We start from the raw sequence: 24,891 nt of genomic DNA, 5'->3' as shown, positions 1-24,891 counted from the left end.
CGACTTATCGATTATTCTCCTCCCTTTATTCTATTGCTTAAAGTTTAAAGGAGCTTTTCAAGGAAACGATGCGATTAAATACCGGCTTTTCTGAAGTGGTATATTTAGGATCCACATTGAAATATCCGTGGCGGAAAAATTGGAATTTATCTTGTGGCTTAACATCCTTCATATTTGGCTCAATAAAGCCTTGAATGACTTCGAGAGAATTTGGATTTACATAATCTAAGAACGTTTTTCCTTCTTCCATTTCCTCATCTTCATCGGTAATTAGCGGTTCAAATAAACGAAACTCCGCAGGGATAGCTTGAGATGCTTCTACCCAATGCAATGTTCCTTTTACTTTTCTACCAGTAAACCCACTTCCACTTTTTGTTTCTTTATCATACGTACAATGAAGCTCGATTACATTTCCTTCTTCATCTTTAATTACTTCTTCGCACTTAATAAAGTAAGCATGCTTCAAACGCACTTCATTACCAGGGAACAAGCGGAAATATTTTTTTGGAGGATTCTCCATAAAGTCTTCTTGTTCAATATAAATTTCACGAGAGAATGGAATTTGTCTAGTGCCCATCTCCGGATTTTCTGGATTGTTTTCCGCTTCTAGCATTTCTACTTGACCTTCCGGATAGTTAGTAATAACTACTTTTAACGGATTTAGAACACCCATCGTACGAGGTGCTTTTAATTTTAAATCTTCCCGTACAAAGTGATCAAGCATGGCAGAGTCCACTGCACCAGAGCCTTTTGAAATTCCTAATTCCATACAGAAATTACGGATTGCTTCAGGGGTAACTCCTTTTCTTCTTAAGCCAGAAATGGTAGGCATGCGTGGATCATCCCAGCCATCCACATAGTTTTCGTCCACAAGAAGCTTTAATTTACGTTTGCTCATTACGGTATTCGTAATATTTAAACGGCCAAATTCGATTTGTTGTGGCGTGCTTTCCATCTCACATTCGCGAACAACCCAATCATATAGAGGACGTTGATCTTCGAATTCTGTTGTACAAAGTGAGTGTGTTACGCCCTCAATTGCATCCTCTATTGGATGAGCGAATGCGTACATTGGATAAATACACCATTTATCGCCTGTATTGTGGTGAGTAGCATGGGCAATACGATAAATAACAGGATCCCTTAAGTTAATATTAGGCGAAGCCATATCAATTTTTGCACGAAGAACCTTCTCGCCATTACCGAATTCGCCATTGCGCATTGCCTCAAATAATTGAAGATTTTCTTCCACTGTGCGATTACGATAAGGACTTTCTTTTCCTGGCTCTGTTAACGTTCCGCGATATTCGCGAATTTCATCGGCTGATAAATCATCAACATAAGCGAGCCCTTTTTTTATTAATAAGACTGCACGGTTGTACATTTCCTCGAAATAGTCAGATGCAAATAATAAATTTTCCCATTCATATCCGAGCCATTCTACATCTTCCTTAATAGAGTTTACATATTCAATGTCCTCTTTTAAAGGGTTTGTATCGTCGAAGCGTAAGTTTGTCTTACCTCCAAATTCATCTGCTAGTCCAAAGTTAATAAAAATTGACTTTGCATGACCAATATGCAGATATCCATTTGGTTCTGGCGGAAAACGCGTGATAACCGTATCATGCTTCCCAGTTTCTAAATCTTCTTTCATGATGTTTTTTATAAAATTAGAGCCCATCTCCAAGATTATAGCCACCTTTCTAATATGTATGAATACTTTTAGAATAAAATATTTAGCTTAGCCATTCGTCTCTATCGAAAATATCCAAACGATCTTAGTATGATTATATCAATAATATAACCAATATTTTATTATAAACTTCATAGAAAGGAAACGAAAGTACAATAAATTTGTTAATTTTTATGGATTTCCATGGTTTCTTGTAAGGTTATGGATATTTTTGTTAAAGTTATCCATTTTATTAAGTGGTGAATATTGTTTATAAGGCGGAGGAAAACCGAAAAAGTGATGTTCATAAAATGATGAAAGCTGATAAGGAGAGAGCCAGAAGAAAAAAGCATTCATCATAATAAAAAGCCTCTTTTATAAACTAAAAGAAGCTTTTTACATAATAGCTACAATACCAATCTCACAACAGCCATACACACAACTCCGAATAATACAGTAGTTAATAAACTTTTACTAAGAAAAGCAACAATTATCGTAGGAATCGTCGCAAGAAGCGCTTCCCAGTTAATGCTAATACTATTGCTTTCGGTGGTTCCTATAAGACTTTCTACAATTAAGCCAGTAAAAATGCATACTGGAAGGTAGGAAAGCCACTTTTCGACAGGTGCTGAAATCGTGAAATTGCGCGCCACTAAAAATGGAATTACTCTTGGAATAAAGGTTACGATAGTACAGCCGATTAATAAAAGAAAAAAGCTCATATTGCTCATCATTTATCTGTCACCACCCCAATTGTAGCAACAATGATTGTTGATATAATGACACTTAAGCTACTTGATAAAAAAGTAGAGAAGAAAAGCATGCAGATAATCATCAATGTGATTAACAATAAATAGTGTTTTAGTTTAGTAGGTTCAATTGTTTGCAGCTGGATAATCAGCAATGCAATAAACATAGCTGGCAAGGCATAATCTAATCCGAATTGTTCAGGATCGGGAAACCACCCTCCGATATATCCTCCGACAGTACAAGCTGCAATCCAAACAAAGTAGGCAGTCAGATTTAGTCCGTTCATCCATCGATCATTAACTGGCTCTTTTCTAGCAATCTTGGTAATCGCTACTCCAAATGATTCATCTGTTACAAGACTGCCAATACCAATGTTTTTCTGTATAGAATATTGGGTGAATTTAGGTGCTAGAGCGGAACTTAACAATAAGTGACGCAAATTTACAATAAATGTTGTAAGTATAATTGCGCTGATGGGACTTGCAGCTGCAATCATTGCACAAATAATAAACTGGGAAGCCCCTGCATAAACAAATGTAGCAAGCAGGAAAACATGCAGGATAGATAAGCCGGATGATACACCGACTACTCCCATTGCGAGGCCAATGCTGATATAACCAAGTAAGGTTGGAATACAGTCTTTCACTCCATCTAAATAGGAGAGTGTGTGTTGTTCTTGTTCTGCTACTTTAATACTTTCCACGGTCAATCCCCTTTATCGCAAATTAGTAATTGCATATATTATATAAGGACGTAAAGGTTTAGGCAATGTCTTATTGTATGGGGATAATAGGGAGGGATATTCCTGATTATTCCACTCTTAACGGACAGGAAGACTCCCTCCTCAAGAGGAAGATAGGTAGGAGTCAACTAACTGCCTGTAAAGGTCTGATTGGTTCAACTAACCATTAGTGGGGGGAGGAGGAAAACCATCACTGATAGAAGTTTCACTTTATTTTACATAGCTAAGGATGAAACCATCATAGCCTTTTAACCCAACAGTTTGTATTCCAACTGACTCTACTCGGGAGTCTTTGGAAAGGATATCGATAAAGCGTCGGATTCCTAGTACTTTTTCATCTTGACTGTTTTCAGCTACTATATCTCCGTTACGAACAATATTGTCAGCAACAATCACGGCTCCCTTTCTTGCTAATTTAATGGCGTAATCAATGTATAGGGGATTATTAGGTTTGTCAGCGTCAATAAATATAAAATCGAATTCATCCATATTATTTTTTAGGAGCTCTGATAAAGAAGTAAGAGCGTTGTCTTCCATAATGGTGATTTTTTTCTCGAGACCGGATAGTTGAAAGTTTTCTTTAGCTACCTTAATATGATTATTATTATTTTCTAATGTTATTACTTTACCATCTTCAGGAAGAGCCATTGCTAGCCAAGTGGTACTATATCCTCCTAGTGTACCTATTTCAAGTATTCTGTGCGCCCCCATCATTTTAGCAAGCATCCAAAGCATTTTACCTTGAGTAGGACTTACGTCAATCTCTGGAAGATTATTATCTCTATTATTCTGAAGTAATTTTTTCATTTTGGTGTTGTGTGGTTGTAACCTATTAATTAAATAGTGATCAACTGCATTCCAAACTTGATTTTCTGTCACCTTAATCATCTCCTTGTTCTTTATAATTTTAGTATATGCTTCCATAACGTATTAATAAAATATATATATTTTATAGTTATATAAGAAATAATTATGTAAGGTTGGGGTAGGATGAATATTCACGGATTAAGATTGTTTTATCATGTTGCAAGAGATAGGAGTTTTACAAAGGCGGCAGAATTATTAAGAATTAGTCAACCAGCTGTTTCTAGTCAAATAAAGCAGTTTGAGAAAGAAATAGGTATTCCATTGTTTATAAAAGATGGAAGGAAATTTAAACTTACAGAGTTTGGATCATTATTGGCAGAACAAGCAGAAATATTATTTTCTTATGAACAGAAATTGGATGATTTTGTAGAAGATTATTATTTGTCCAGAAAAGGCAGGCTTTCTGTTGCGGCAACTTATTTGCCAGCAAATTTTGTCATTCCTGCTTGTGCTGCAGTTTTTAAAGCTGAGAATGAAGAGATTGAATTTAATTTGACTACTAGTAATTCGCATGCAGCATTTGATCAATTAATTCATTACAAGGCAGACATTGCAATGTATGCGGGAGGATGGATGGAGCATTTTCATGACAATATATTGGCTGAGGAAATAGTTGAAGATGAAATATGGTTTGTTGTATCAGCAAATCATCGATTGGCAAATAAGCAGGTCACTTTATCCGAGATTGTGAAAGAACCTTTTATAATGAGGGAAAAGGGGAGTTCTACGAGGGAAAGATTATTCTCTTTATGTCAAATATATCAAGTTCCTCCACCCAAAATTGCTCTACAATTTAATGGCATAAATGAAGCCATTCATTCTGTTTTAACGGGGTATGGTGTTAATTTTGTATCGTCAATAGTGATAAGAGATTATGTAAAGAATAAGAAGTTAGCAAGAGTATTTGTAAAGGATATTAGGGTGACAAATAAAATAGCAATATGTACGAGAAAAAACGAAAAGCGCTCCGCAATGGTGGAGAATTTTATTGAAATTTGCAGGAAATATGTCAAAGAAGAATATTAAATCCAAAAATCATTGGCAAAAAATAAAAACCATTCTCATCATATCTAGAAGAATGGTTTTGTTTATATTTCTTTTCATTTCGTGTCATGCGTTCTTTCTTTGTTTTTGTTATTTTCGTGATTGGTACAATGCTGCCCCAAGATCCTCTGCGCATCGTTGTATCAAAACCATGTTCACGCAGCACTTTGTCGCGTTTCTTTCTTGCCTTTGATTTAGCCATAGTTATCCTCCTTATGATGACAAGTATTTTTCCATTTTATTATACATCATAAAATGGAAAAATCGTTAGTATTTACACAGCCGTTAAATCGTTAAGAAATCGAATGTTTAGCTAGTTTAGGATGGCGGTGCATCATTAAAAATAGGAAAATACCGCTTGCTAATAAGAGAATACTAGTTGAAAAGAATACCATAGAGAACCCAAAGTTACCTGCAATTAGTCCACCAAGTGCAGGACCGATTATATTACCGAGAAAACGAAGACTTGTTTCATATCCCATTACTTCTCCTTGCATAGCAATAGGTACTTCTTGTCGAATATAAGCAATACGTACAGGAACCATGCCTCCGATTGCTACACCGAGAATAAAGCGGATAATCAGCAATTGCCAGTATTGATTAACAAATCCTCCCGGGAAATAGATAATTCCGGCAATAAACAAGAGAATAACAAGTACTTTAAGGTGACCAGATCGATCTCCCATTTCTCCCCATTTCCGTGCCATTAGTAAATTTCCTAAACCTGCAGCTGAGAAAGCTAGACCAGCGAAAAACGCAATATTCTCTGGACCATGCAATTTACTGACATATAAAGACAGAATAGGCTGGATGCTGAAATGGGCAATTTGTATAAAGGCTGAGATAAGCAGAACGGTAATGAATACAGGGTTTTTTAGAATATAGGCTAATACCTCTCTGCTTGTATAGCTGCTTTTCGTGCCCTTTTGAGCAGGCAGGACAAACTCTTTTGTTGTAAATACTAGAATTGCAGATATAAAGATAGCAAGAGAAGTAAATCGGAAAGTTGCCGCATAGCCGAAACTATCTGCTAATACTCCTCCAAGTAACGGACCAATCAATGCGCCAGTAATACTTCCTGTCTGTAAGGTTCCTAATACCTTACCAGCAGTTTTTTTGGGAGTTTGAGTGGAGATAAATGCTTGTGACATTGGGATAAATCCTGTGAAAAATCCCGTGAAAAAACGAAGAATAAAGACTTCCCATACAGAATTGGCAAAACTCATCAGAAAGATGGAAATGCCTAAGCCGATTGCTAAAATGATAAGAATCGTTTTTCTCCCAAATTTATCGCCAATTTTTCCCCATATCGGTGAAAACAAGAAAGCTGCTACAAAGGTCACAGAGAAACAAAGCCCCGACCAATGCTGCACAAATTCAGGTGAATATTGACCAAATGATTCAATATAAAGCGATAAAAATGGGAGAACCATAGTCATGCAGGCACTTATAAAAAAGTTAGCGAACCACATGATTCCTAAGTTTCGTTTTGAATATTTTTGGGTTTCCATTTTGTAAAACACTTCTTTCTAATATAGTAGAGATTTTATTAAGGTTTCCTCCATCTAAAACGGATGGAGTACGAAAGGAGGAATGAGGAGATTGTTGGTAAATGCACAATAAATTTCGTTTAACTAAATATTAGTTTAACGTAAAATTTACATAAATGAAAGTATTTTGGATTATTATTTCCAATAAACAACTTAAAGAAGCTCTCCATTGTTGGATAAAAGTCTTTATTAAAGCGTTAATAGCGATTATCTCAAAATGAAAAATAACATTAATTACCAGTTTTATTTTAATATTCATAGAGAAGAAGCCAAGTGAAAAAATATTATTGTTCACTCTATAAAAACAAATGTATTTTTAGAGTGGAAATGACTTGATTATTTATCATGAAATAGTGATAATAGCCATAGTGAACAATTTAGAAAATTGTTACTATTTAACAATCAGTGGGAGTTGGCGAAATGAAGGTTGTCAAATTTGGGGGTAGTTCTCTAGCTACAGGGAAGCAATTGGAAAAGGTATTACAAATAGTAAAGGCAGATAAGGAGAGAAGGATTGTCGTCGTGTCTGCACCTGGAAAAAGATATGATTCAGATACGAAGGTAACAGATTTATTAATCCAATGTGCGCAAGCAGTAGTAAATGGAAGTGATTATTCTCCTTATTTAGAGGAAGTATTAGACAGATATGCTAGTATTGCTAAAGAATTGGACTTATCGAGTGATATTATAACAAACATTAAAAACGACTTATTGGATTTAATAAATAAATACTCTAATAAAGATGCTTTTATGGAAGCAATGAAGGCCAGCGGAGAGGATAATAATGCTAAATTAGTTGCACATTTCTTTAAAACTAGAGGATTAGATGCCATTTATATTAGTCCAAAGGAAGCGGGCTTGATTGTTAGTGATGATCCCGGAAATGCTCAAGTGCTTTCTGAATCTTATGATCGGTTATATTCCTTAAGAGAAGAGAAGCGAATAATTGTATTTCCAGGTTTTTTTGGTTACAGCGAAGCGGGAGATGTAGTGACATTTTCAAGAAGTGGATCAGATATTACGGGAGCGATTCTCGCCAATGGCGTGAAAGCGGAGTTGTATGAAAACTTTACAGATGTGGATGCTGTTTACTCTGTAAATCCTTCCATTGTAACGCAGCCGAAAGAAATTAAGGAACTTACTTATCGGGAAATGCGTGAATTATCATATGCCGGCTTCTCTGTATTTCATGCTGAAGCTTTAATTCCGGCGTATCGTGCAGGTATTCCTGTTCAAGTGAGAAATACAAATAATCCATCCGCATCAGGAACTAGAATAGTCTCCTCAAGAAATAATATCAATGGTCCTGTAATTGGTATTGCTAATGATAAGGGATTTTGTTCCATCTATATTAGTAAATATTTAATGAATCGTGAAGTAGGATTTGCCAGAAAAGTTCTATCAATATTAGAGGATTATCATATTTCGTATGAACATATGCCGTCTGGAATTGATGATTTAACAATTGTTTTACGCCAAGATCAATTGACAAGAAAAAGCGAACAGGAGATTTTGACCAGAATATCCGAGGAACTACAAGTAGAAGAAATAAAAGTAGAACACGATTTAGCGCTTATCATGCTTGTAGGGGAAGGGATGCGACGTAATATCGGTACAAATGCCCGTGCATCCACAGCACTCGCGAAAGCGGGAGTGAATATTGAAATGATTAACCAAGGTTCTTCTGAAGTAAGCATGATGTTCGGAGTAAAAGAAACAGTTGTCAAAAAAGCTGTAAAAGCTTTGTATGAAGAGTTTTTTGTATAGAAAGAGAAAAAGGAGTTCCTTCTTTAAACCAGAAAGAGGGACTTCTTGTTTTATCTATGAAATTTTACGAAAATTCAAATAGTTTTCTTGTATATAAATAAACAAAAAGTTATAATGAATGCATTATTAGTAATAAAGCAAATGGAAAAATTTTTATTTTAAATTAATTGAAAATTCTATATTATTTTAATATACAGTTTTCAATTAATCAAAAGAGGGGGATTTATAATGAGGAAAAACGGCATTTTATTTGCTTTATTTATATCGATTGTTCTTGTTTTAGCAGCATGTGGGACAGGTTCAGAAAAAGCAAATAGTGATGGAGATGGCAAAAAGAAATTAAGAGTCGTTACAGATGCGGCTTATGCACCATTTGAGTATATGGATAAAGACAAGATTATTGGCTTCGATGTCGATATTTTCACAGCGGCAGCAGAGGAAGCTGGCTATGACTTTGAAATTGTCAACGTTGGATGGGACCCACTCTTTGCAGAATTAGAAAATGGCACAGCGGATGTTGGTTTATCAGCCATTACAATAAACGATGACCGACTTAAATCCTATGATTTCTCTGTTCCATATTTTGAAAGTACGAATAAAATTTTGGCACCAGAAGGTACTGATATTAAGAAAGCTGCTGATCTAACAGATAAGACTGTTGCTGTTCAATCAGGAACAACAGGTGCAGATGCAGTCGATGCGCTCCTAGGAAATGGCAATGAAAAAGTAAAAAAGTTTGAAAATAATAATTTAGCTATTTTGGAAATGAAGAATCAGGGTGCTGATGCTGTTGTGGCAGATAATGCAGTATTAGAAGCATATGCTAAAAATAATCCGCAAGATAACTTTATCGTGATTGAGGATAAAGAAGGATTTGAATCAGAATATTATGGATTCATGTTCCCGAAAGATAGTGAGATGGAAGCTGATTTAAGCAAAGGTCTTAATGCTATTTTTGATAATGGTAAATATGCAGAGATATATAAAGAATGGTTTGGGCAAGATCCAGACATTGAAAATTTAAAAGCACAACAATAGAAGAGTCGCAAATGAGGAAGGTACTCAGGAGGGGCATTACCCGCTTTGACAAGGAGGGAGCACAATACTTCTTCTAGATTGTTCTTAGTGAGGGAATGTTCCTTCTGAATGCCTGTGCTGCTGAATGTCAGTCATTTTGTGGTCTTTGGAGGAGAAGAGGTAATGGATTTTAATTTTACGATTATTTTAGAGTATGCTGACTTATTTAAAAAGGGGATATTAGTGACCATTCAATTATCCTTGTATGCAATAGTATTTGGAACGGTTTTAGGTTTATTAATCGGCCTTGGCAAAATAGCAAAGAATCAATGGATTGCTTTTCCTTTCCGTTGCTATATTGCTATTTTCCGCGGCACCCCTCTTTTTGTACAAATCCTAATCATTCATTTTGGATTTATCCCATTATTTTTAAATACAACCAATGCCATGATAGCAGCAATTGTTGCATTATCACTTAACGCAGCTGCTTATATTGCGGAGATTTTTAGAGCTGGAATTGAATCCATTGACCGTGGTCAGATGGAAGCAGGCAGATCCTTAGGGATGACGCATGTACAGGCAATGCGATACATAGTACTTCCTCAGTCCTTTAAACGAATGATTCCCCCGTTAGGCAATGAATTTATTGTATTAATTAAAGATTCTTCTTTAGCAGCTGTTATTGCTGCTCCAGAGTTAATGTACTATGCAAGGCTGATGATGGGACAGTATAACCGAGTTTGGGAGCCATATTTAACAGTAGCTGTTATTTATCTTGTTTTAACCTTAACATTAAGCTTCTTCTTAACTCGTTTGGAAAGAAGGTTGAAAACAGAATGATTGTTGTAGAAAAATTAAAAAAGTCCTTCGGAGATAATGAAGTATTAAAGGATATTAGTATGACTATTAACCAGCAGGAGGTCGTCGTAATTATTGGTCCTTCCGGATCGGGAAAATCAACTTTTTTGCGTTGCATCAATTTACTAGAAAGTATATCGGACGGAACGATTCATATTAATGGGAAGAATATTACGGATAAGTCCACAAATATTAATGAAGTACGTAAGGATGTAGGGATGGTGTTTCAACAGTTTAATTTATTCCCACATAAGTCAGTTCTTCAAAATATTATGCTTTCACCTATGAAAGTAAAGAAGGTCTCAAAAGAAAATGCTCGGATAAAGGCATTAGAATTATTGAAAAAAGTGGGCTTAGAGGATAAAGCAAATGTATATCCTGATTCACTCTCTGGTGGACAAAAACAGCGTGTCGCCATCGCGAGAGCACTAGCAATGGAACCAAGTATTATGTTATTTGATGAGCCGACGTCTGCGTTAGATCCAGAGATGGTAGGAGAGGTATTGGAAGTGATGAAGGAACTTGCCAAGGAAGGAATGACGATGATTGTAGTAACGCATGAAATGGGATTTGCAAGAGAAGTTGGAGATCGTGTGATTTTCATGGACGGTGGATATGTAGTCGAAGAAAATACACCAGTAGAGTTATTTACACATCCGCAAGAGGAACGTACCATTTCTTTCTTAAGTAAGATCTTATAAAGTGGCAAGAAGACAAGTGAAACTTCTATTGAAGGAGATTTACTTGTCTTTTTGTATAGGTGTGCTATCACATGTTTTTATAAGGTTAATCTTACCGTTATTGTTTTCTTACAGCTTCAAAAGTAATGATTTGACTTGCATTTGATGGTTGCTTCTCGTAAACATAATCAGCGGAGCACGTAATATCAGAGAAACCGATATTTTCCAAAATAAGCTTAAATTCTTCGATTCCATACCAACGCAGCGCAAAACGTTGTAACTCGGTTTGAATCAACTTTCCTTTACGCCATTTCTCATATTTCAAGTAGGAAATAGTAAATTGATTTAGCCAATCCATTTCAATCGATTTGTTTTCCAGCGTAATCCCATCCCCGTTAGGTAGGGAAAAAGTTGAAGTAGAAATCTCTCCTGTTTTCCAATCATGAGGTAATAGAAGATCAACAATCAAGCGTCCTCCTGGAACAAGATGTTTATAAAAGCACTTCAATGCGTTTAGAGAGTCTTCTCGTTTTTCTATTAAACAAAAGGAACCTGTAGGAATAATAATTGCCTTATAATTAAATGGCAATGAAAATCCCTGTAATTTATCTTCATATAAATTAGGGCTTAATCCTCTTTCTTCACAACGTTTACGACAAGAGTTCAACATTTCAGGAGAATAATCAATTCCATCAATTATATATCCCGCTTCAAGAAGTGGAATAATAAAACGTCCTGAGCCAACTGCAGCTTCTAGAATACGTCCCTGACAATTTTTTAACCGTTCTTGGTAATATTCAATATCCCCATTTAAAGAGTACCCCACAGGCTTTGTGAAATCGTAGAGCTCAGTACAAAGTGCACTATAATAACTAAACATATAGTATTTTCCTCCATTTTTGTATACGGAAAATTTTTAATTAAAGAAACTTCTAATATTAACCCCTCCGTACCCTGTATTTAATTGATAGTTGGAAAGAACGGACTGTCATAATAACTCACTCGCTTTCAATAAGAGATAATAAAAATATAACACAATATTTTGATAATTGATCTTTTATTATGCTGAATAAAGGTATATATACATTCTTAAATCATCTCTAAATGAGGTGTCACCCTAGTTCATCGAACTTGGATAAAATTTTATTAGTTTTAGAGAAAAGTAATATTTTTCTCGTTTTGGGGAACAAGCATTTTTTACTTGATGGGCATGTGGTAGAACCCCCTTAGGAGAAAGGAATTAATTTAGTAGGAGAAAATAAATAATGTAAACGATAACAACCCTAATAAATAGGGATGATAGGAAAAATAAGAGGTTGTTAATTTATTCTGAATATTTTGATGATTAAAAAAACTTATTATACATTGCTTGAAATTACCGTTAATATAAAAGAAATCAAAATTAAGGGATATAGTTAAGCTGCATTTTTTCTAACTTCTCAAGAAGTATTCCTTATTCATAAGCAAATTTATTAGGAGGGGTAGTATGTTAAAAAAATGGCATAGTGAATTAGCCGAGATGTTTGATCAAATGGTTGAGTGGAGAAGACATTTTCATCAGTACCCAGAACTATCTTTCCAAGAGGTGGAAACACCAAGAATGATTGCTGAAATTTTAGAAGGATTCGGTATTGAAGTAAGGAGAAATGTTGGTGGTAGAGGAGTAGTTGGGAAAATATATGGAGCCAAACCTGGCAAAACGATTGCGCTGCGAGCAGACTTTGATGCATTGCCAATCCAGGATGGAAAGGATGTACCGTATAAATCGAAGGTGCCAGGAGTTATGCATGCATGTGGGCATGATGGACATACAGCTACTCTTTTAGCGGTGGCGAAAGTACTTCAAGATAATAGGGATAGTATTGCCGGGAATATTGTACTGCTTCATCAGCATGCTGAAGAATTATCACCTGGTGGAGCAAAAGCAATGATTGAAGACGATTGTTTAAAAGATGTAGATGTCGTTTATGGGGCACATCTTTCCTCATTAAATGAACTCGGAAAATATTATTATAAACCCGGATACTCGCAAGCAGCAGCAGATGCATTTGAAATTACCATTAAAGGAAAGGGTGGACATGGTTCCGCTCCTCATGAAACAGTGGATGCGATTGCGGTCGGAACGGCGCTAGTCAGCCAGCTACAATATATTGCGAGCAGACGTGTAGATCCATTAAATCCCGTTGTACTATCTGTAGGATCCTTTCATGGAGGAAAGGCGCAAAATGTCATTGCTGATACTGCTGTGATGACAGGAACCGTCCGAACACTAGATAAAGATCTGCGTTTATTTATGGAAGAAGAGATCAAATTAATGGTGAATGAGATTTGTGAGAGCATGCAGGCTACTGCTGAGATTAATTATATAAAGGGATACCCAGCTGTATATAATCATGAGGAAGAAGTAGAAGTTTTTGAAAAGGTTATAGAAAATTCATTAGATAAGAATATGTTAGTTCGTTCCGTACCAATCATGGGGGCAGAGGATTTTTCTTATTATTTGCTTGAAAAGCCGGGTATGTTTTTTCATACAGGAGCAAAAGTCTCAGAGGGAAAAGCTTATCCTCATCATCATCCAATGTTTGATTTTGACGAAAGAGCAATGATTTATGCTGGAAAAGCATTTTTGAGTATTGTCGATAATTATGTATCGATCCAAGTAAAAGAAAACCTTGCTGAACCAGTTCTATAAGAAAGATCTTTTCGAAAATTAATGTAATGGGATGGGAGCGATTGAGATGCTAGAGAAATGGTATGAAGAAATTGAAGCTATGTATGAGCAAATGGTAGAGTGGAGACGATATTTACACGAAAATCCAGAGCTATCTTTTCAAGAAATTAATACAAGTAAGATGATTGGTGATCTGTTGGAAAGCTTCGGAATTGAAGTAAGACGAAATGTTGGTGGAAATGGGATTGTAGGTAAGATTTACGGTGCTAAGCCTGGAAAAACGATTGCCTTACGAGCAGACTTTGATGCCTTACCGATTCAGGATGAAAAGAATGTAGCTTTTAAATCGAAAGTTCCAGGTGTGATGCATGCATGTGGACATGATGGGCATACAGCTACATTGCTGGCAGTAGCAAAGGTTCTTCAGGATAATGCGGAAGAATTGGCTGGGAATGTAGTGCTATTACACCAGCATGCGGAGGAATCACCGCCAGGGGGAGCCATTGCCATGATTGAAGATGGCTGTTTAGATGGTGTAGATGTTGTCTATGGTGCTCATTTAGCCTCTGGCAGTGAACTAGGGAGTGTCCTTTATAGAATTGGACCAGTATCCGCTGCAAGTGACGCATTTGAATTAAAAATTCAAGGGAAAGGTGGACATGGGGCATCTCCCCATCAAACAATTGATGCTGTTGCAGTTGGCGTCCAAATTGCCAATCAACTTAAACATATTGTTAGCAGAAGAGTAAACCCACAGAAGCCCGCAGTTATTTCCATTGGATCATTTCATGCAGGAAATGCGGGAAATGTCATTTCAGATACAGCTGATTTAACTGGAACCGTTCGTACATTTGATGAAGATGTACGATCATTGATTATAGAAGAAATGGAGCAGCTAATTAAAGGGGTATGTAAAGCATTCCATGCAACTTTTGAATTTAATTATACAAAAGGCTATCCCTCTACTGTAAATACAGTGGATGAAACAAATATACTCGAAAAATGTTTGATAAATGCCTTGCCAGAAAGCAAGCCTGTCATAATAGAAAAACCAGGAATGGGTGGAGAAGATTTCTCTTATTATCTACAAAATCGACCTGGATGTTTCTTTTCAGTAGGGGCTAGAAACGAAGATATAGAGGCAATTTATCCTCATCATCATCCAAAGTTTACTTTTGATGAAAGGGCCATGCTCCATACAGCTAAGATATTTTTAAGTCTAGTAGATTACTACACGAATACAGAAAGGAAAGAGGCTTTGGTGAACAGCTCTACAATCTAAAGTCTAGTATTCTAACAAGCGATAAGCGCCTATCAGCTAGCAAACTTCTGATCACCTCTTTTCGTAGTCAACATCAGTTTACTACGATTACTGTGTTTCCTTTATCTCAGTCGGTGATCTTCCAGTTTTTACGCTGATAAACAGGCGCTTACGCTTTACGAAATAACAGGGAAAAACGTTCTAAGTCAGAGAACGATCTAGCTCCAGCGCCTATCAGCTAGCAAACTTCCAATCATCTCCCTACGATAAGTCAACATCAGTTCACTAGCGTTCACTGTGTTTCCTTTATCTTAGTCGATGATTCTCCAGTTTGTACGCTGATGAGCAAGGCGCTTACGCTTTACGTGAAGGAGGGGAAGTATGGTGCGGAATATTTTAGAGGTGGAGAAATTGCAAACAGCTTTTCGAACGGATAAGGGGGAGGTTATTTCGGTAGAGGAGGTTACTTTTCAGCTTAAGCCAGGAGAGACTATTGGTATTGTAGGAGAGTCAGGCTGTGGTAAGAGTGTTACTTCCCTATCGATTATGAGACTGTTAGGAAAACATGGTTATATCAAAAAGGGAACGATAAATCTGAAGGGGAAAGAATTAACGACACTAACGGAAGCGGAGATGCGAAAAGTTAGAGGAAATGAAATTTCGATGATCTTTCAAGAACCAATGACTTCTTTAAATCCGGTTTTTACAATTGGAAATCAAATGGTGGAACTAATTCGTCTACATATGGGCTTAAATGCCAAAAAAGCAAAGAGCTATGCGGTAGAAATGCTGAAGAAAGTAGGAATTCCAAGAGCAGAGGTAATTATTGATGAATATCCACACGCTCTTTCTGGAGGTATGCGGCAAAGGGTAATGATAGCGATGGCTCTATCTTGTAAACCGAAGCTTCTAATCGCAGATGAACCAACAACAGCATTAGATGTAACCATTCAAGCACAGATTCTTGAATTAATGAAAAGTTTAAAAAACGAATCAGAGACAGCGATTATGATGATTACCCATGATTTAGGAGTTATTGCGGAAATGGCTGATAAGGTTATTGTCATGTATGCCGGGCAGGTGGTAGAAGAGGCAGATGTCTTTACTCTTTTTGATGAGCCAAAGCATCCTTACACCAAAGGCTTAATCGAATCTATTCCACATTTAGAGTATGATTCCCAAGAAAAATTATATTCTATTCCAGGCTCTGTTCCGACATTACAGCAAATGCCAAAAGGCTGTAGATTTCATACTCGCTGCCCTTACGTCACTGAAAAGTGCATTGCCGAAAAGCCTCCCCATATTAGCATAGACAATCAAGCGGATCACAAGGTTCGTTGTTGGTTGTATGAGACTCAGCAACAAGGCAACATGCTGGAAGAGGAAAGGGAGGTTAAGATATGAGTGTAGAAATCTTGTCTGAAAAAGACGGAATATTCAAAGAACAAATGCAGCCATTAGTAGAAATCCAAAATTTAAAGAAATATTATCCAATTAAGAAAGGGATATTATCGAAAACAGTTGGCCATGTAAAAGCTGTAGATGGTCTTGATTTTTCCATTTATTCTGGGGAAACAATTTCCCTTGTTGGTGAATCTGGATGTGGGAAATCCACTACTGGCAGAGCTATTGTGAAGCTAGATCCTCCGACAGATGGGAAAGTCTTATTTGAAGGAAGAGATATGGCCGCCATTCAAAATAAGGAATTAAGAAAAATTCGCACAGATATGCAAATCATCTTTCAAGATCCCTATTCTTCTCTCAATCCGCGAAAGCGAATCGGTGATTTATTGGCAGAGCCTTTAATTGCCCACAGACTTGCGACAAAAGAAGAAGCAAGTAAAAAGGTAGATCGAATGCTTGAAATAGTAGGATTAACTAAATTTCATAAAAGCAGATATCCTCATGAATTTTCTGGCGGTCAAAGACAAAGGGTAGGGATTGCTAGAGCCCTTATGCTAAACCCAAAATTGATTGTTTGCGATGAACCGGTATCAGCATTGGATGTTTCTATTCAAGCGCAAGTACTAAATTTATTAAAGGATTTACAAAAGGAATTTAATTTAACCTATTTATTTATTGCACATGGTCTAGGAGCAGTTAAGTATATTAGTGATCGAATTGCCGTTATGTATTTAGGCAAAATTGTGGAAATTGGAAAGACTGAAGAGATTTTTAAGAATCCAAAGCATCCTTATACACAAGTGTTGCTAAGTGCCTATCCGATTCCTAATCCTCATCTTCGAAATAGAGAGCGGATTGTGGTAGAAGGAGATGTTCCAAGTCCGGCAAATCCACCAAATGGGTGCAGGTTCCATACTAGATGTCCTATGGCACAAGCTATGTGTAAGGAGAAGGAGCCGCTATTAGATGGAGCAAATCATTCAGTTGCCTGTCATTTTCCACTACGTTAAAGGAGGGAGATTCATTTGTTCCAATATATTATCAGGAGATTATTGATTGCTATTCCAGTGTTGCTGGGGGTAACGGTATTTAACTTTATTATTATTAACTTGGCTCCTGGTAACCCGGTAGATATGTATATTAATCCAGATACTACTCAGGCGGATATTGATGCAAAGAAAGAAGCATTAGGTCTTAATGATCCTATTTATATTCAATACTTTAGATGGCTTGGAAATCTTTTGCAAGGAGATTTTGGATTTTCCTATACAACATATGAACCTGTATTAGATTTAGTGCTAAATCGTGTTGGCCCCACGTTGCTCCTGATGAGCACTGCCTTAGTTATTGCTTATATTATTGCCATTCCAATAGGAATTTTGAGTGCAACAAAGCAGTATTCTTGGATTGATTATTTAACTACTACTTTTTCATTTTTAGGTGTATCCATTCCTAACTTTTTCTTAGGATTAGGAAGTATTTACGTATTTGCACTTGTTTTAAATATCTTACCGACAGGTGGCATGTTTACATTGGGAAGCAGTGGAGGATTTATGGATACATTGTTTCACCTCATTATGCCAGCCGCTATATTAGGAACCGGGATTGCAGGCAGTACGGTTCGCTATGTCAGAAGCAGCATGTTGGAAGTAATGGGGCAAGATTATTTGCGGACAGCAAGAGCGAAAGGATTAAAAGAGTTTATCGTTACCAATAAGCATGGATTAAAGAATGCGTTAATTCCTATTATTACAATTATCGGAATGGAAATACCAATTTTAATAGGCGGCGCAGTAGTAACGGAGCAAATTTTTCAATGGCCAGGCTTAGGACAACTAACAATCCAGTCGATTTCCTCTCGTGACTATCCTACGTTAATGGCGATAAATTTTATTGCAGCACTTGCTGTCCTATTTTCGAATTTACTTGCTGACATTTTATATGCCGTAGTAGATCCGCGAATTAAGTATAACTAAGGAGGAGTGCATATGAGTATTCCTAATGTGAAAGTGGATACGGAATTACAAGTTAATGTGGTGATTCCTGTTCAAAATCAATTGGGGAATGAAGAAAGCTATCTAAAACTAATAACAAAACGTTTTTTTAAACATAAGTTGGCCGTTGTTGGTCTCATTATTTTTTCATTAATGGTTCTGATTGCAATCTTTGCTCCAGTAATTGCACCGCATAATCCATATTCTGTTGATGGCGAATTTGCGTCTGCTCCTTCTGCTAATAATATTCTTGGTACAGATGAAGTGGGAAGGGACTTGTTTAGCCGACTATTATATGCTGCTAGAGTCTCTTTATCAGTAGGAGTCGGAGCAGTGGCGATTTATGTTGCTATTGGTACTATACTAGGAGCGATTGCGGGGTATTTTGGAAAATGGGTGGACATGGTTATCATGCGTATTACAGATGTGTTCATGTCATTTCCGTATTTAATGGTAATTTTGGTTCTAGTAAGTATAATGGGGCCAAGTCTATTTAACGTTATTTTAGTATTAGGTTTGCTCGGATGGCCATCGATTGCAAGATTAGTAAGAGGGTGTGTATTAACAATTAAAGAAATGGATTATGTTAAAGCAGGTGTCGCTTTAGGGTATTCCACGCCAAAAATTGTTTTTCAACATATTCTTCCGAATTGCATTGCGCCGATTCTTGTTAATGCTACATTTGGCATTGCGTCTGCCATTATTATGGAAGCATCCTTGAGCTTTTTAGGGATGGGGGTTCAGCCTCCTACAGCAAGCTGGGGGAATATGCTTAATGAAGCTCAATCCATTACTGTATTGGCAACACAGCCTTGGTTATGGATTCCGCCTGGAGTCATGATATTACTTGCTGTATTATCCATAAATTTTATGGGGGACGGTTTGCGAGATGCAATGGATCCCAAGAGCCATAAATGATGAGGAGATGCATTTATTACTATTCTAGAACAATAGATGGGGGAACATTCAATGAAGAAATTTAAAACGATATTTAGTCTATTTTCCATTGTCATTTTAGTATTACTTTCAGCGTGCTCGGGTGTAAATAATCCAGCTTCAACTGGTGGTGGTGCAAAAGAAAATACGATGTATTTGGGGCTTGTAAATGCTCCAGTTAGTTTTAATCCCATTAATTCTTCTGATATTGCAGCATCATGGTTAGAAAAATTTATGTTTGATACTTTTTTAGAGATGACTGGTCCTTTGGAGTTTACACCAAAGCTAGCTGAGTCCTTTGAAACAGAGGATAATCAGACATTTACAATCAAAATTAATAAGGATGCAAATTGGACAGATGGAACACCTGTTACGTCTGCGGATGTTGCTTTTACGTTAAATTTAGTTGCTAATCCAAAGACGGAAACAGCTGTTGGAGCCTATTTAACTGTATTAGATGGATTAACAGACGATGGCAAGCTTCCAGAAGGAGAAACAGAAATACCATCTATAACCATTGTTGATGAGAAAACAATTCAATTTAAGACAAAGGCCCCAGTCGATCCAAATATGGTGAAAGAACAATTAGGTTCTAAATTTATGATTCTTCCAGAACATAAGTTAAAGAATATTGCTCCGGAAAATCTCCAAAAGGATCCTTTTATGATGAAGCCGACCGTAACGAATGGTCCTTTTAAGTTTGTTAAATATGCAAAAGATCAATATGTAGAATATGCTAGGAATGATGACTATTATTTAGGGGATGTAGAACTGGATAAACTATTTGTGAAAATCATGCCAGCAGCAAACCTTGTAGCTCAATTGCAGACAGGCGAAATTCAAATGAATGCTGCAGGAGGGATTGGAAAAATTGCAGTGCAAGACTTTGAGACAGTAAAAGGATTTGACAATGTAACAACCACAACAGATAAAACATATGGATATCAGAATATGAGTTTTAATATGGAAACCATCACAGATAAGAAAGTAAGACAAGCAATCGCTTATGCTATTGATCGTCAAAAAATTGTCGATCAATTACTAAAGGGAGAAGGAGAAATTGTAGACGGTCCGTATACATCCATCAGCCCTTATCTTGATAAAGAATTAGAAACATACACGTATGATCCAGAGAAATCGAAGCAGTTATTAGAAGAAGCAGGCTGGGATTTCAATAAGACAATAGAATTTGTTGTTCCGATTGGAAACAAAGTGCGGGAACAATCAGCCAATATTATTGCCGAAAATTTAAAAGCGGTTGGATTAAAACTAAATACAACTACGTATGATTTCCCAACGATTATGTCAAAAGCGAGAGCAGGCGACTACGATTTAATGCTAATTGGCTTCACTAATACTATTGATCCAGATTTAACAACAATCTATGGTTCTGCGGGATCAAGTAACTATACAAATTATAACAATCCAAAGGTAGATGAACTATTAGCAATGGGGAAACAAGAACCAGATACAGAAAAGCGTAAAGAGATTTATAATGAGCTTCAAGCAATTTGGAGTGATGAACTGCCGATCTTTACATTGTATTCTGACTATGACTTTGGAGCAGTTTCTAAAGATGTAGCTGTGGGATCACCAAAGGTATTTGGTTTCCATAATGAATTATATAAATGGTCGTTAGCTGGTGTAAACTAAAAGCGATATAAGCGGCTCGAGCATAAGTATTTCCAACAAATTTAAACCTGAACAATTATACAGAGATTCTAATCTGGAATTTTTGTATAATTGTTCGGTTTTTTTTGATTTTAAGAAAGAAGGTGGCATGTGTACATGTAATAAAATATACTGAATTAATTTTATTCTGAATGATGTTTTCTAACTTACTAAAAAGAGGTATGATAAAAATAATGTTTAGCAAATCTAAATAAATTTCATCGATGATAGGATATTAAGTAGTAAATTCAATTAGAGTAAAGGCTGGAGGGAATAATGTCAAAAATATTTGGTCGACTTCGAGTATATAAACTAAGTATTACAATAGCACTTATACTAATGTTAACCGAACTTGCGGTAGAACTGGTTCAGCCATTGATTATGGCAAAGATAATTGATGATGGCTTGGCTCATCAAGATACAAAAGTAGTGTTAATTTGGGGAGGATTGTTGATATTATTTTCGCTTGTAGCCTTTGCTGCTGGAATAATTAATACATTCTATTCTTCCCATGTTTGTCAGAATTTTGGCTATAGTCTTCGGAATGAGTTATATCAAATCATTCAGTATTTTACGTTTTCAAGCAGTAATGTTTTTGCAAGTTCGTCTTTGATCACTAGATTAACGAATGATATTACACAATTACAAAACACGATATTTATGGGATTGCGATTTCTATTAAGGGCACCGCTTTTAATCGTTGGTGGAATCATTATGTCCTTCTTAGTTAATGTGAAACTGGCGTTTATATTGGCGATTACGATTCCTCTTATTGTGGTTATGTTTATTTGGGTTATTAAAATAGGAAGAAGTCTGTTTCAATCTGTTCAAAAGAAACTCGATCAGGTAAACAGTGTGATGCTGGAGAATTTAACAGCAGTGAGGCTTATCCGAGCATATATCCGTAAGCAGTTTGAAAGAAATCGTTTTATGCATACAAGCGAGGATTTAAAAAATCTTACCCAAAAGGCGCTCCGAATTATGGAAACTACTGTGCCGCTCTTATTATTCGCTATGAATCTATGTATTATTGCCATACTTTGGATTGGATCCGGACAAATAAACACAGGTGAGGCACAGATTGGTGAAGTAGTTGCCGTTATCAATTATACATTAAGAATCACTACATCGATTTCTGTAGTAAGTATGTTAGTAATGGTTATTTCTCGTTCAAAAGCTTCAGCTGATCGAATCCAAGAGATTATTGATAAGAAAGAACAGGATAAGGATAATCCAGATGAAAGTATGGACTCAAAACTGAAAGGAAAAATTAAGTTCCAGCATGTATCCTTTCGTTATCCATCTAATAGAAGGAATACGATAGAGAATCTGCACTTTACCATCCACCCTAAAGAAACAATTGCTATATTAGGAGCAACAGGTTCAGGAAAAACAACACTCTTCCAATTAATTCCACGTCTTTATGAACCAACAGAAGGAAGCGTTTTGATCGACGATAAACGAGTGGATTCATATTCATTAAATACGCTAAGAAAGCAAATTGGATATGTACCACAGGAATCGATGCTCTTTACGGGTACCATTCAAGAAAATATAAGATGGGGAAATCCTGATGCGACCTTTGATGAAGTAGTGCAAGCTGCAAAAGATGCCCAAATTCACGATACCATTATGTTAATGCCTCATACATATGATACGAGAATTGGACAAAAGGGAGTTAATTTATCCGGAGGACAAAAGCAACGCCTTTCCATTGCAAGAGCACTCGTCAGAAAGCCAAGTATTCTCCTGCTAGATGATAGTACAAGTGCATTAGATTTAAAAACAGAAAAAAAGCTGCTGGATGCAGTTGCTGATTATCAATGTACCCTTCTGCTCATTACGCAGAAAGTATCTACTGCGATGAAGGCAGATAGAATAATGCTGATTGAAGATGGAAAGATTGTAAGTTTTGCTTCCCATGATGAGTTATGGAAGACAAACAACCTTTATCAAAAAATAGTAGAATCACAACTAGGGGAAGGAGAGTGGGAGAATGCAAAGGGAACTAACCGATCCATTTCGCTATCCTAAACCTAAATTAAAGCCAGATCCCACAGTTGTTAAAAAAGGGAAAAAACCAAAAAATATGGGGAAGACCTTATACCGATTATGGAGCTATCTTGCACAAAAAAAGGGATTATTATTTCTTGTTTTAGTGATGGTGGCAATGAGCTGTGCATTAGGATTATTGGGACCATATGTTTTAGGAATTTCTATTGATCGTTTTATTGTCAATAGAAATTTAGATGGTTTTACAGGAATGCTAATAGCCCTTGGTGGTATTTACTTTTTTCATTCTGTTGCATTATTTTTGCAAAGTTATTGGATGGTTGGAATTTCACAAACAACTGTTTTTCGCTTAAGAGCGGATTTATTCCACCAATTTCATGAGCTGCCGATAAGTTATTTTGACAAAAAGCAGCATGGAGAATTGATGAGTCGTGTTACAAATGATATTGAAAATGTCAGTTCTACTTTAAATAGCTCTGTTATCCAAATCTTCTCTAGTATTATCACATTAGTTGGGACAGTAGTCGTTATGTTATTGCTCAGCCCGTTATTAACCGTCCTGACTTTAACTATTGTGCCAGTTATGTTTATCGGAATGAAGTGGATTACGAGTAGAACAAGTATATTGTTTAAGGAACAGCAAAAGAATTTAGGGGAGTTAAATGGATTTATTGAGGAATCTATTTCAGGACAAAAAATTGTAAAAACTTTTTCTTTAGAAGAAAAAGTGATTCATGATATGAAAGAAAAAAGTGATAAGCTTAAGAATTCTGCGTATTGGGCACAAGTCTATTCAGGCTTTATTCCAAAGTTGATGAATATGTTAAACAATGCTAGCTATGCAGTAATTGTAGGGGTTGGCGGGCTATTAGCCCTCAAATCAGGTACTGTATCTATTGGGGTTATTGTCATCTTTGTTGAATATTCCCGACAGTTCACTAGACCCTTAAATGATTTATCGAATCAATTTAATACACTGTTATCTGCCATTGCGGGTGCAGAGAGAGTATTTGACGTATTAGATGAAGAAAGAGAAGAAGTAGATGAGAAGAAAGCAGCCGTGATGGAAGAAATGAAAGGAGAAGTTCAGTTTAAGCATGTTTCTTTTTCTTATGAGGTAAATAAAGAAATTTTAAAAGATATTGATTTTAAGGCAAACCCAGGTGAAACAATTGCTTTGGTTGGACCCACTGGAGCTGGAAAAACGACTATTATCCAGCTTATCACGAGATTTTATGATGCAACCGCAGGAAATATATTAGTGGATGGACAGGAGATTACAAAAATAAAAAGAGAGAGTCTTCGTTCGCATATGGGATTTGTTCTTCAGGATAGCTATCTATTCGAAGGGACCATCCGGGAAAACATTCGGTATGGCAGGTTAAATGCTACGGATGAGGAAGTGGAGTATGCAGCAAAGCAGGCCAATGCTCATGGCTTTATTGAACATCTTCCGGAAGGATATGATACGATTCTTTCTGCTAATGGAAACGGAATTAGTCAAGGACAAAAGCAGCTATTATCCATTTCTCGAGCAATTTTAGCAGATCCATCTATTCTTATTCTGGATGAAGCAACAAGTAGCATTGATACAATCACAGAGGTGAAAATTCAAGATGCTTTAAAACGGTTGATGAAAGGGAAAACGAGCTTTGTTGTTGCTCACCGATTAAACACCATTAAACATGCGGATCTGATTCTAGTATTGGATAAAGGGATGATAGCCGAAAAGGGGTCTCACGAAGAATTATTGGAGAAAAAAGGCTTTTATTATGAACTACATCAAAACCAATTCTCAGAGACAGTTGATTAGATTATAAAAATAAAATGGGGCTGCACCGGTTGGTCAGTGTAGATAGTAGATATATAAAGAACAGCACTTCTCTCCTTAGAGCTGATATTGAAGGAATAAGGGAAGTGCTGTTTCTTATTTTATAAATAAAAAATATTTGTTTGAAATGATATTTGACTGACCGGTCATTATTGTTTACAAT

The 24,891-nt window shown here is 36.4% G+C and carries 21 protein-coding genes; 14 read left to right on the top strand and 7 right to left on the bottom strand.

Annotated features, from left to right (window positions below; genetic code table 11):
- Positions 1–37: 37 nt before the first annotated feature.
- The 4 genes from NSS71_RS21810 to NSS71_RS21795 all read right to left on the bottom strand — a co-directional run bounded on the left by NSS71_RS21810 (position 38) and on the right by NSS71_RS21795 (position 4,043).
- Positions 38–1,687: a glutamine--tRNA ligase/YqeY domain fusion protein gene (locus NSS71_RS21810; protein WP_047941776.1), complete on the bottom strand. Its 1,650-nt coding sequence runs from the start codon at positions 1,685–1,687 to the stop codon at positions 38–40.
- A gap of 392 nt (positions 1,688–2,079) precedes the next feature.
- Positions 2,080–2,406, bottom strand: coding sequence for an AzlD domain-containing protein (locus NSS71_RS21805; protein WP_047941775.1), 327 nt, complete (start codon positions 2,404–2,406; stop codon positions 2,080–2,082).
- Complete coding sequence (locus NSS71_RS21800; RefSeq protein ID WP_341152035.1) at positions 2,403–3,125, bottom strand: AzlC family ABC transporter permease; 723 nt, start codon at positions 3,123–3,125, stop codon at positions 2,403–2,405. The genes NSS71_RS21805 and NSS71_RS21800 overlap by 4 nt, the downstream gene beginning before the upstream one ends.
- 249 nt (positions 3,126–3,374) lie before the next feature.
- Entirely contained in the window at positions 3,375–4,043 is a 669-nt protein-coding gene (locus NSS71_RS21795; RefSeq protein WP_235844521.1) for an O-methyltransferase, read from the bottom strand.
- 111 nt (positions 4,044–4,154) lie between these two features.
- Between NSS71_RS21795 and NSS71_RS21790 the strand changes: the two genes are divergently transcribed.
- Complete coding sequence (locus NSS71_RS21790) at positions 4,155–5,057, top strand: LysR family transcriptional regulator (RefSeq protein ID WP_047941772.1); 903 nt, start codon at positions 4,155–4,157, stop codon at positions 5,055–5,057.
- Here NSS71_RS21790 and NSS71_RS21785 read toward each other — a convergent pair.
- Positions 5,041–5,277 (bottom strand): hypothetical protein, encoded by a 237-nt coding sequence (locus NSS71_RS21785; RefSeq protein WP_047941771.1) that lies wholly within the window; start codon positions 5,275–5,277, stop codon positions 5,041–5,043. The genes NSS71_RS21790 and NSS71_RS21785 overlap by 17 nt on opposite strands.
- 91 nt (positions 5,278–5,368) lie before the next feature.
- A complete protein-coding gene (locus NSS71_RS21780) occupies positions 5,369–6,586 on the bottom strand; it encodes an MFS transporter (RefSeq protein WP_047941770.1) in 1,218 nt (405 codons plus the stop codon).
- Positions 6,587–7,045: 459 nt separating this feature from the next.
- On the opposite strand from NSS71_RS21780, the gene NSS71_RS21775 reads away from it, so the two are divergent.
- From NSS71_RS21775 to NSS71_RS21760, 4 genes are all read left to right on the top strand, one after another.
- Positions 7,046–8,392: an aspartate kinase gene (locus NSS71_RS21775; RefSeq protein WP_047941769.1), complete on the top strand. Its 1,347-nt coding sequence runs from the start codon at positions 7,046–7,048 to the stop codon at positions 8,390–8,392.
- Positions 8,393–8,620: 228 nt separating this feature from the next.
- Entirely contained in the window at positions 8,621–9,430 is an 810-nt protein-coding gene (locus NSS71_RS21770) for a basic amino acid ABC transporter substrate-binding protein (RefSeq protein ID WP_061799928.1), read from the top strand.
- A 162-nt stretch (positions 9,431–9,592) separates the two neighbouring features.
- A complete protein-coding gene (locus NSS71_RS21765) occupies positions 9,593–10,249 on the top strand; it encodes an amino acid ABC transporter permease (RefSeq protein ID WP_047941767.1) in 657 nt (218 codons plus the stop codon).
- Positions 10,246–10,968 carry an amino acid ABC transporter ATP-binding protein gene (locus tag NSS71_RS21760; protein WP_047941766.1) on the top strand — a complete coding sequence of 241 codons (723 nt, stop codon included), beginning with the start codon at positions 10,246–10,248 and terminating at the stop codon, positions 10,966–10,968. The genes NSS71_RS21765 and NSS71_RS21760 overlap by 4 nt, the downstream gene beginning before the upstream one ends.
- Before the next feature lie 97 nt (positions 10,969–11,065).
- Here NSS71_RS21760 and NSS71_RS21755 read toward each other — a convergent pair whose 3' ends face one another.
- A complete protein-coding gene (locus NSS71_RS21755; protein WP_095259138.1) occupies positions 11,066–11,827 on the bottom strand; it encodes a class I SAM-dependent methyltransferase in 762 nt (253 codons plus the stop codon).
- Between the two features lie 606 nt (positions 11,828–12,433).
- Between NSS71_RS21755 and NSS71_RS21750 the strand changes: the two genes are divergently transcribed.
- The 9 genes from NSS71_RS21750 (at position 12,434) to NSS71_RS21710 (ending at position 24,710) form a co-directional block, all read left to right on the top strand.
- A complete protein-coding gene (locus NSS71_RS21750) occupies positions 12,434–13,639 on the top strand; it encodes an amidohydrolase (protein ID WP_047941764.1) in 1,206 nt (401 codons plus the stop codon).
- Between the two features lie 46 nt (positions 13,640–13,685).
- Positions 13,686–14,900 carry a M20 family metallopeptidase gene (locus tag NSS71_RS21745; RefSeq protein WP_336045068.1) on the top strand — a complete coding sequence of 405 codons (1,215 nt, stop codon included), beginning with the start codon at positions 13,686–13,688 and terminating at the stop codon, positions 14,898–14,900.
- A 360-nt stretch (positions 14,901–15,260) separates the two neighbouring features.
- Positions 15,261–16,283, top strand: a complete 1,023-nt coding sequence (locus NSS71_RS21740; protein ID WP_047941762.1) for an ABC transporter ATP-binding protein — start codon at positions 15,261–15,263, stop codon at positions 16,281–16,283.
- Positions 16,280–17,293, top strand: a complete 1,014-nt coding sequence (locus NSS71_RS21735; protein WP_047941761.1) for an ABC transporter ATP-binding protein — start codon at positions 16,280–16,282, stop codon at positions 17,291–17,293. Before NSS71_RS21740 ends, NSS71_RS21735 begins: the two co-directional genes overlap by 4 nt.
- Positions 17,294–17,308: 15 nt before the next feature.
- Positions 17,309–18,259 (top strand): ABC transporter permease, encoded by a 951-nt coding sequence (locus NSS71_RS21730; RefSeq protein WP_082138299.1) that lies wholly within the window; start codon positions 17,309–17,311, stop codon positions 18,257–18,259.
- A gap of 12 nt (positions 18,260–18,271) precedes the next feature.
- Complete coding sequence (gene opp4C, locus NSS71_RS21725) at positions 18,272–19,195, top strand: oligopeptide ABC transporter permease (protein ID WP_047941760.1); 924 nt, start codon at positions 18,272–18,274, stop codon at positions 19,193–19,195.
- A gap of 51 nt (positions 19,196–19,246) precedes the next feature.
- Positions 19,247–20,866 (top strand): ABC transporter substrate-binding protein, encoded by a 1,620-nt coding sequence (locus NSS71_RS21720; RefSeq protein ID WP_341152034.1) that lies wholly within the window; start codon positions 19,247–19,249, stop codon positions 20,864–20,866.
- 294 nt (positions 20,867–21,160) lie between these two features.
- On the top strand, positions 21,161–22,918 hold the full coding sequence (locus tag NSS71_RS21715; protein ID WP_047941758.1) for an ABC transporter ATP-binding protein: 1,758 nt from the start codon (positions 21,161–21,163) through the stop codon (positions 22,916–22,918).
- Positions 22,881–24,710 carry an ABC transporter ATP-binding protein gene (locus tag NSS71_RS21710; RefSeq protein WP_095259140.1) on the top strand — a complete coding sequence of 610 codons (1,830 nt, stop codon included), beginning with the start codon at positions 22,881–22,883 and terminating at the stop codon, positions 24,708–24,710. Before NSS71_RS21715 ends, NSS71_RS21710 begins: the two co-directional genes overlap by 38 nt.
- The last annotated feature ends 181 nt before the right edge of the window (positions 24,711–24,891 follow it).

The organism is Niallia sp. FSL W8-0951 (genome assembly GCF_038006525.1).
Classification (GTDB): domain Bacteria; phylum Bacillota; class Bacilli; order Bacillales; family Cytobacillaceae; genus Niallia; species Niallia circulans.
Note: the sequence above shows the minus strand (reverse complement) of the source record. Positions and strands in the feature narration are given on the sequence as shown.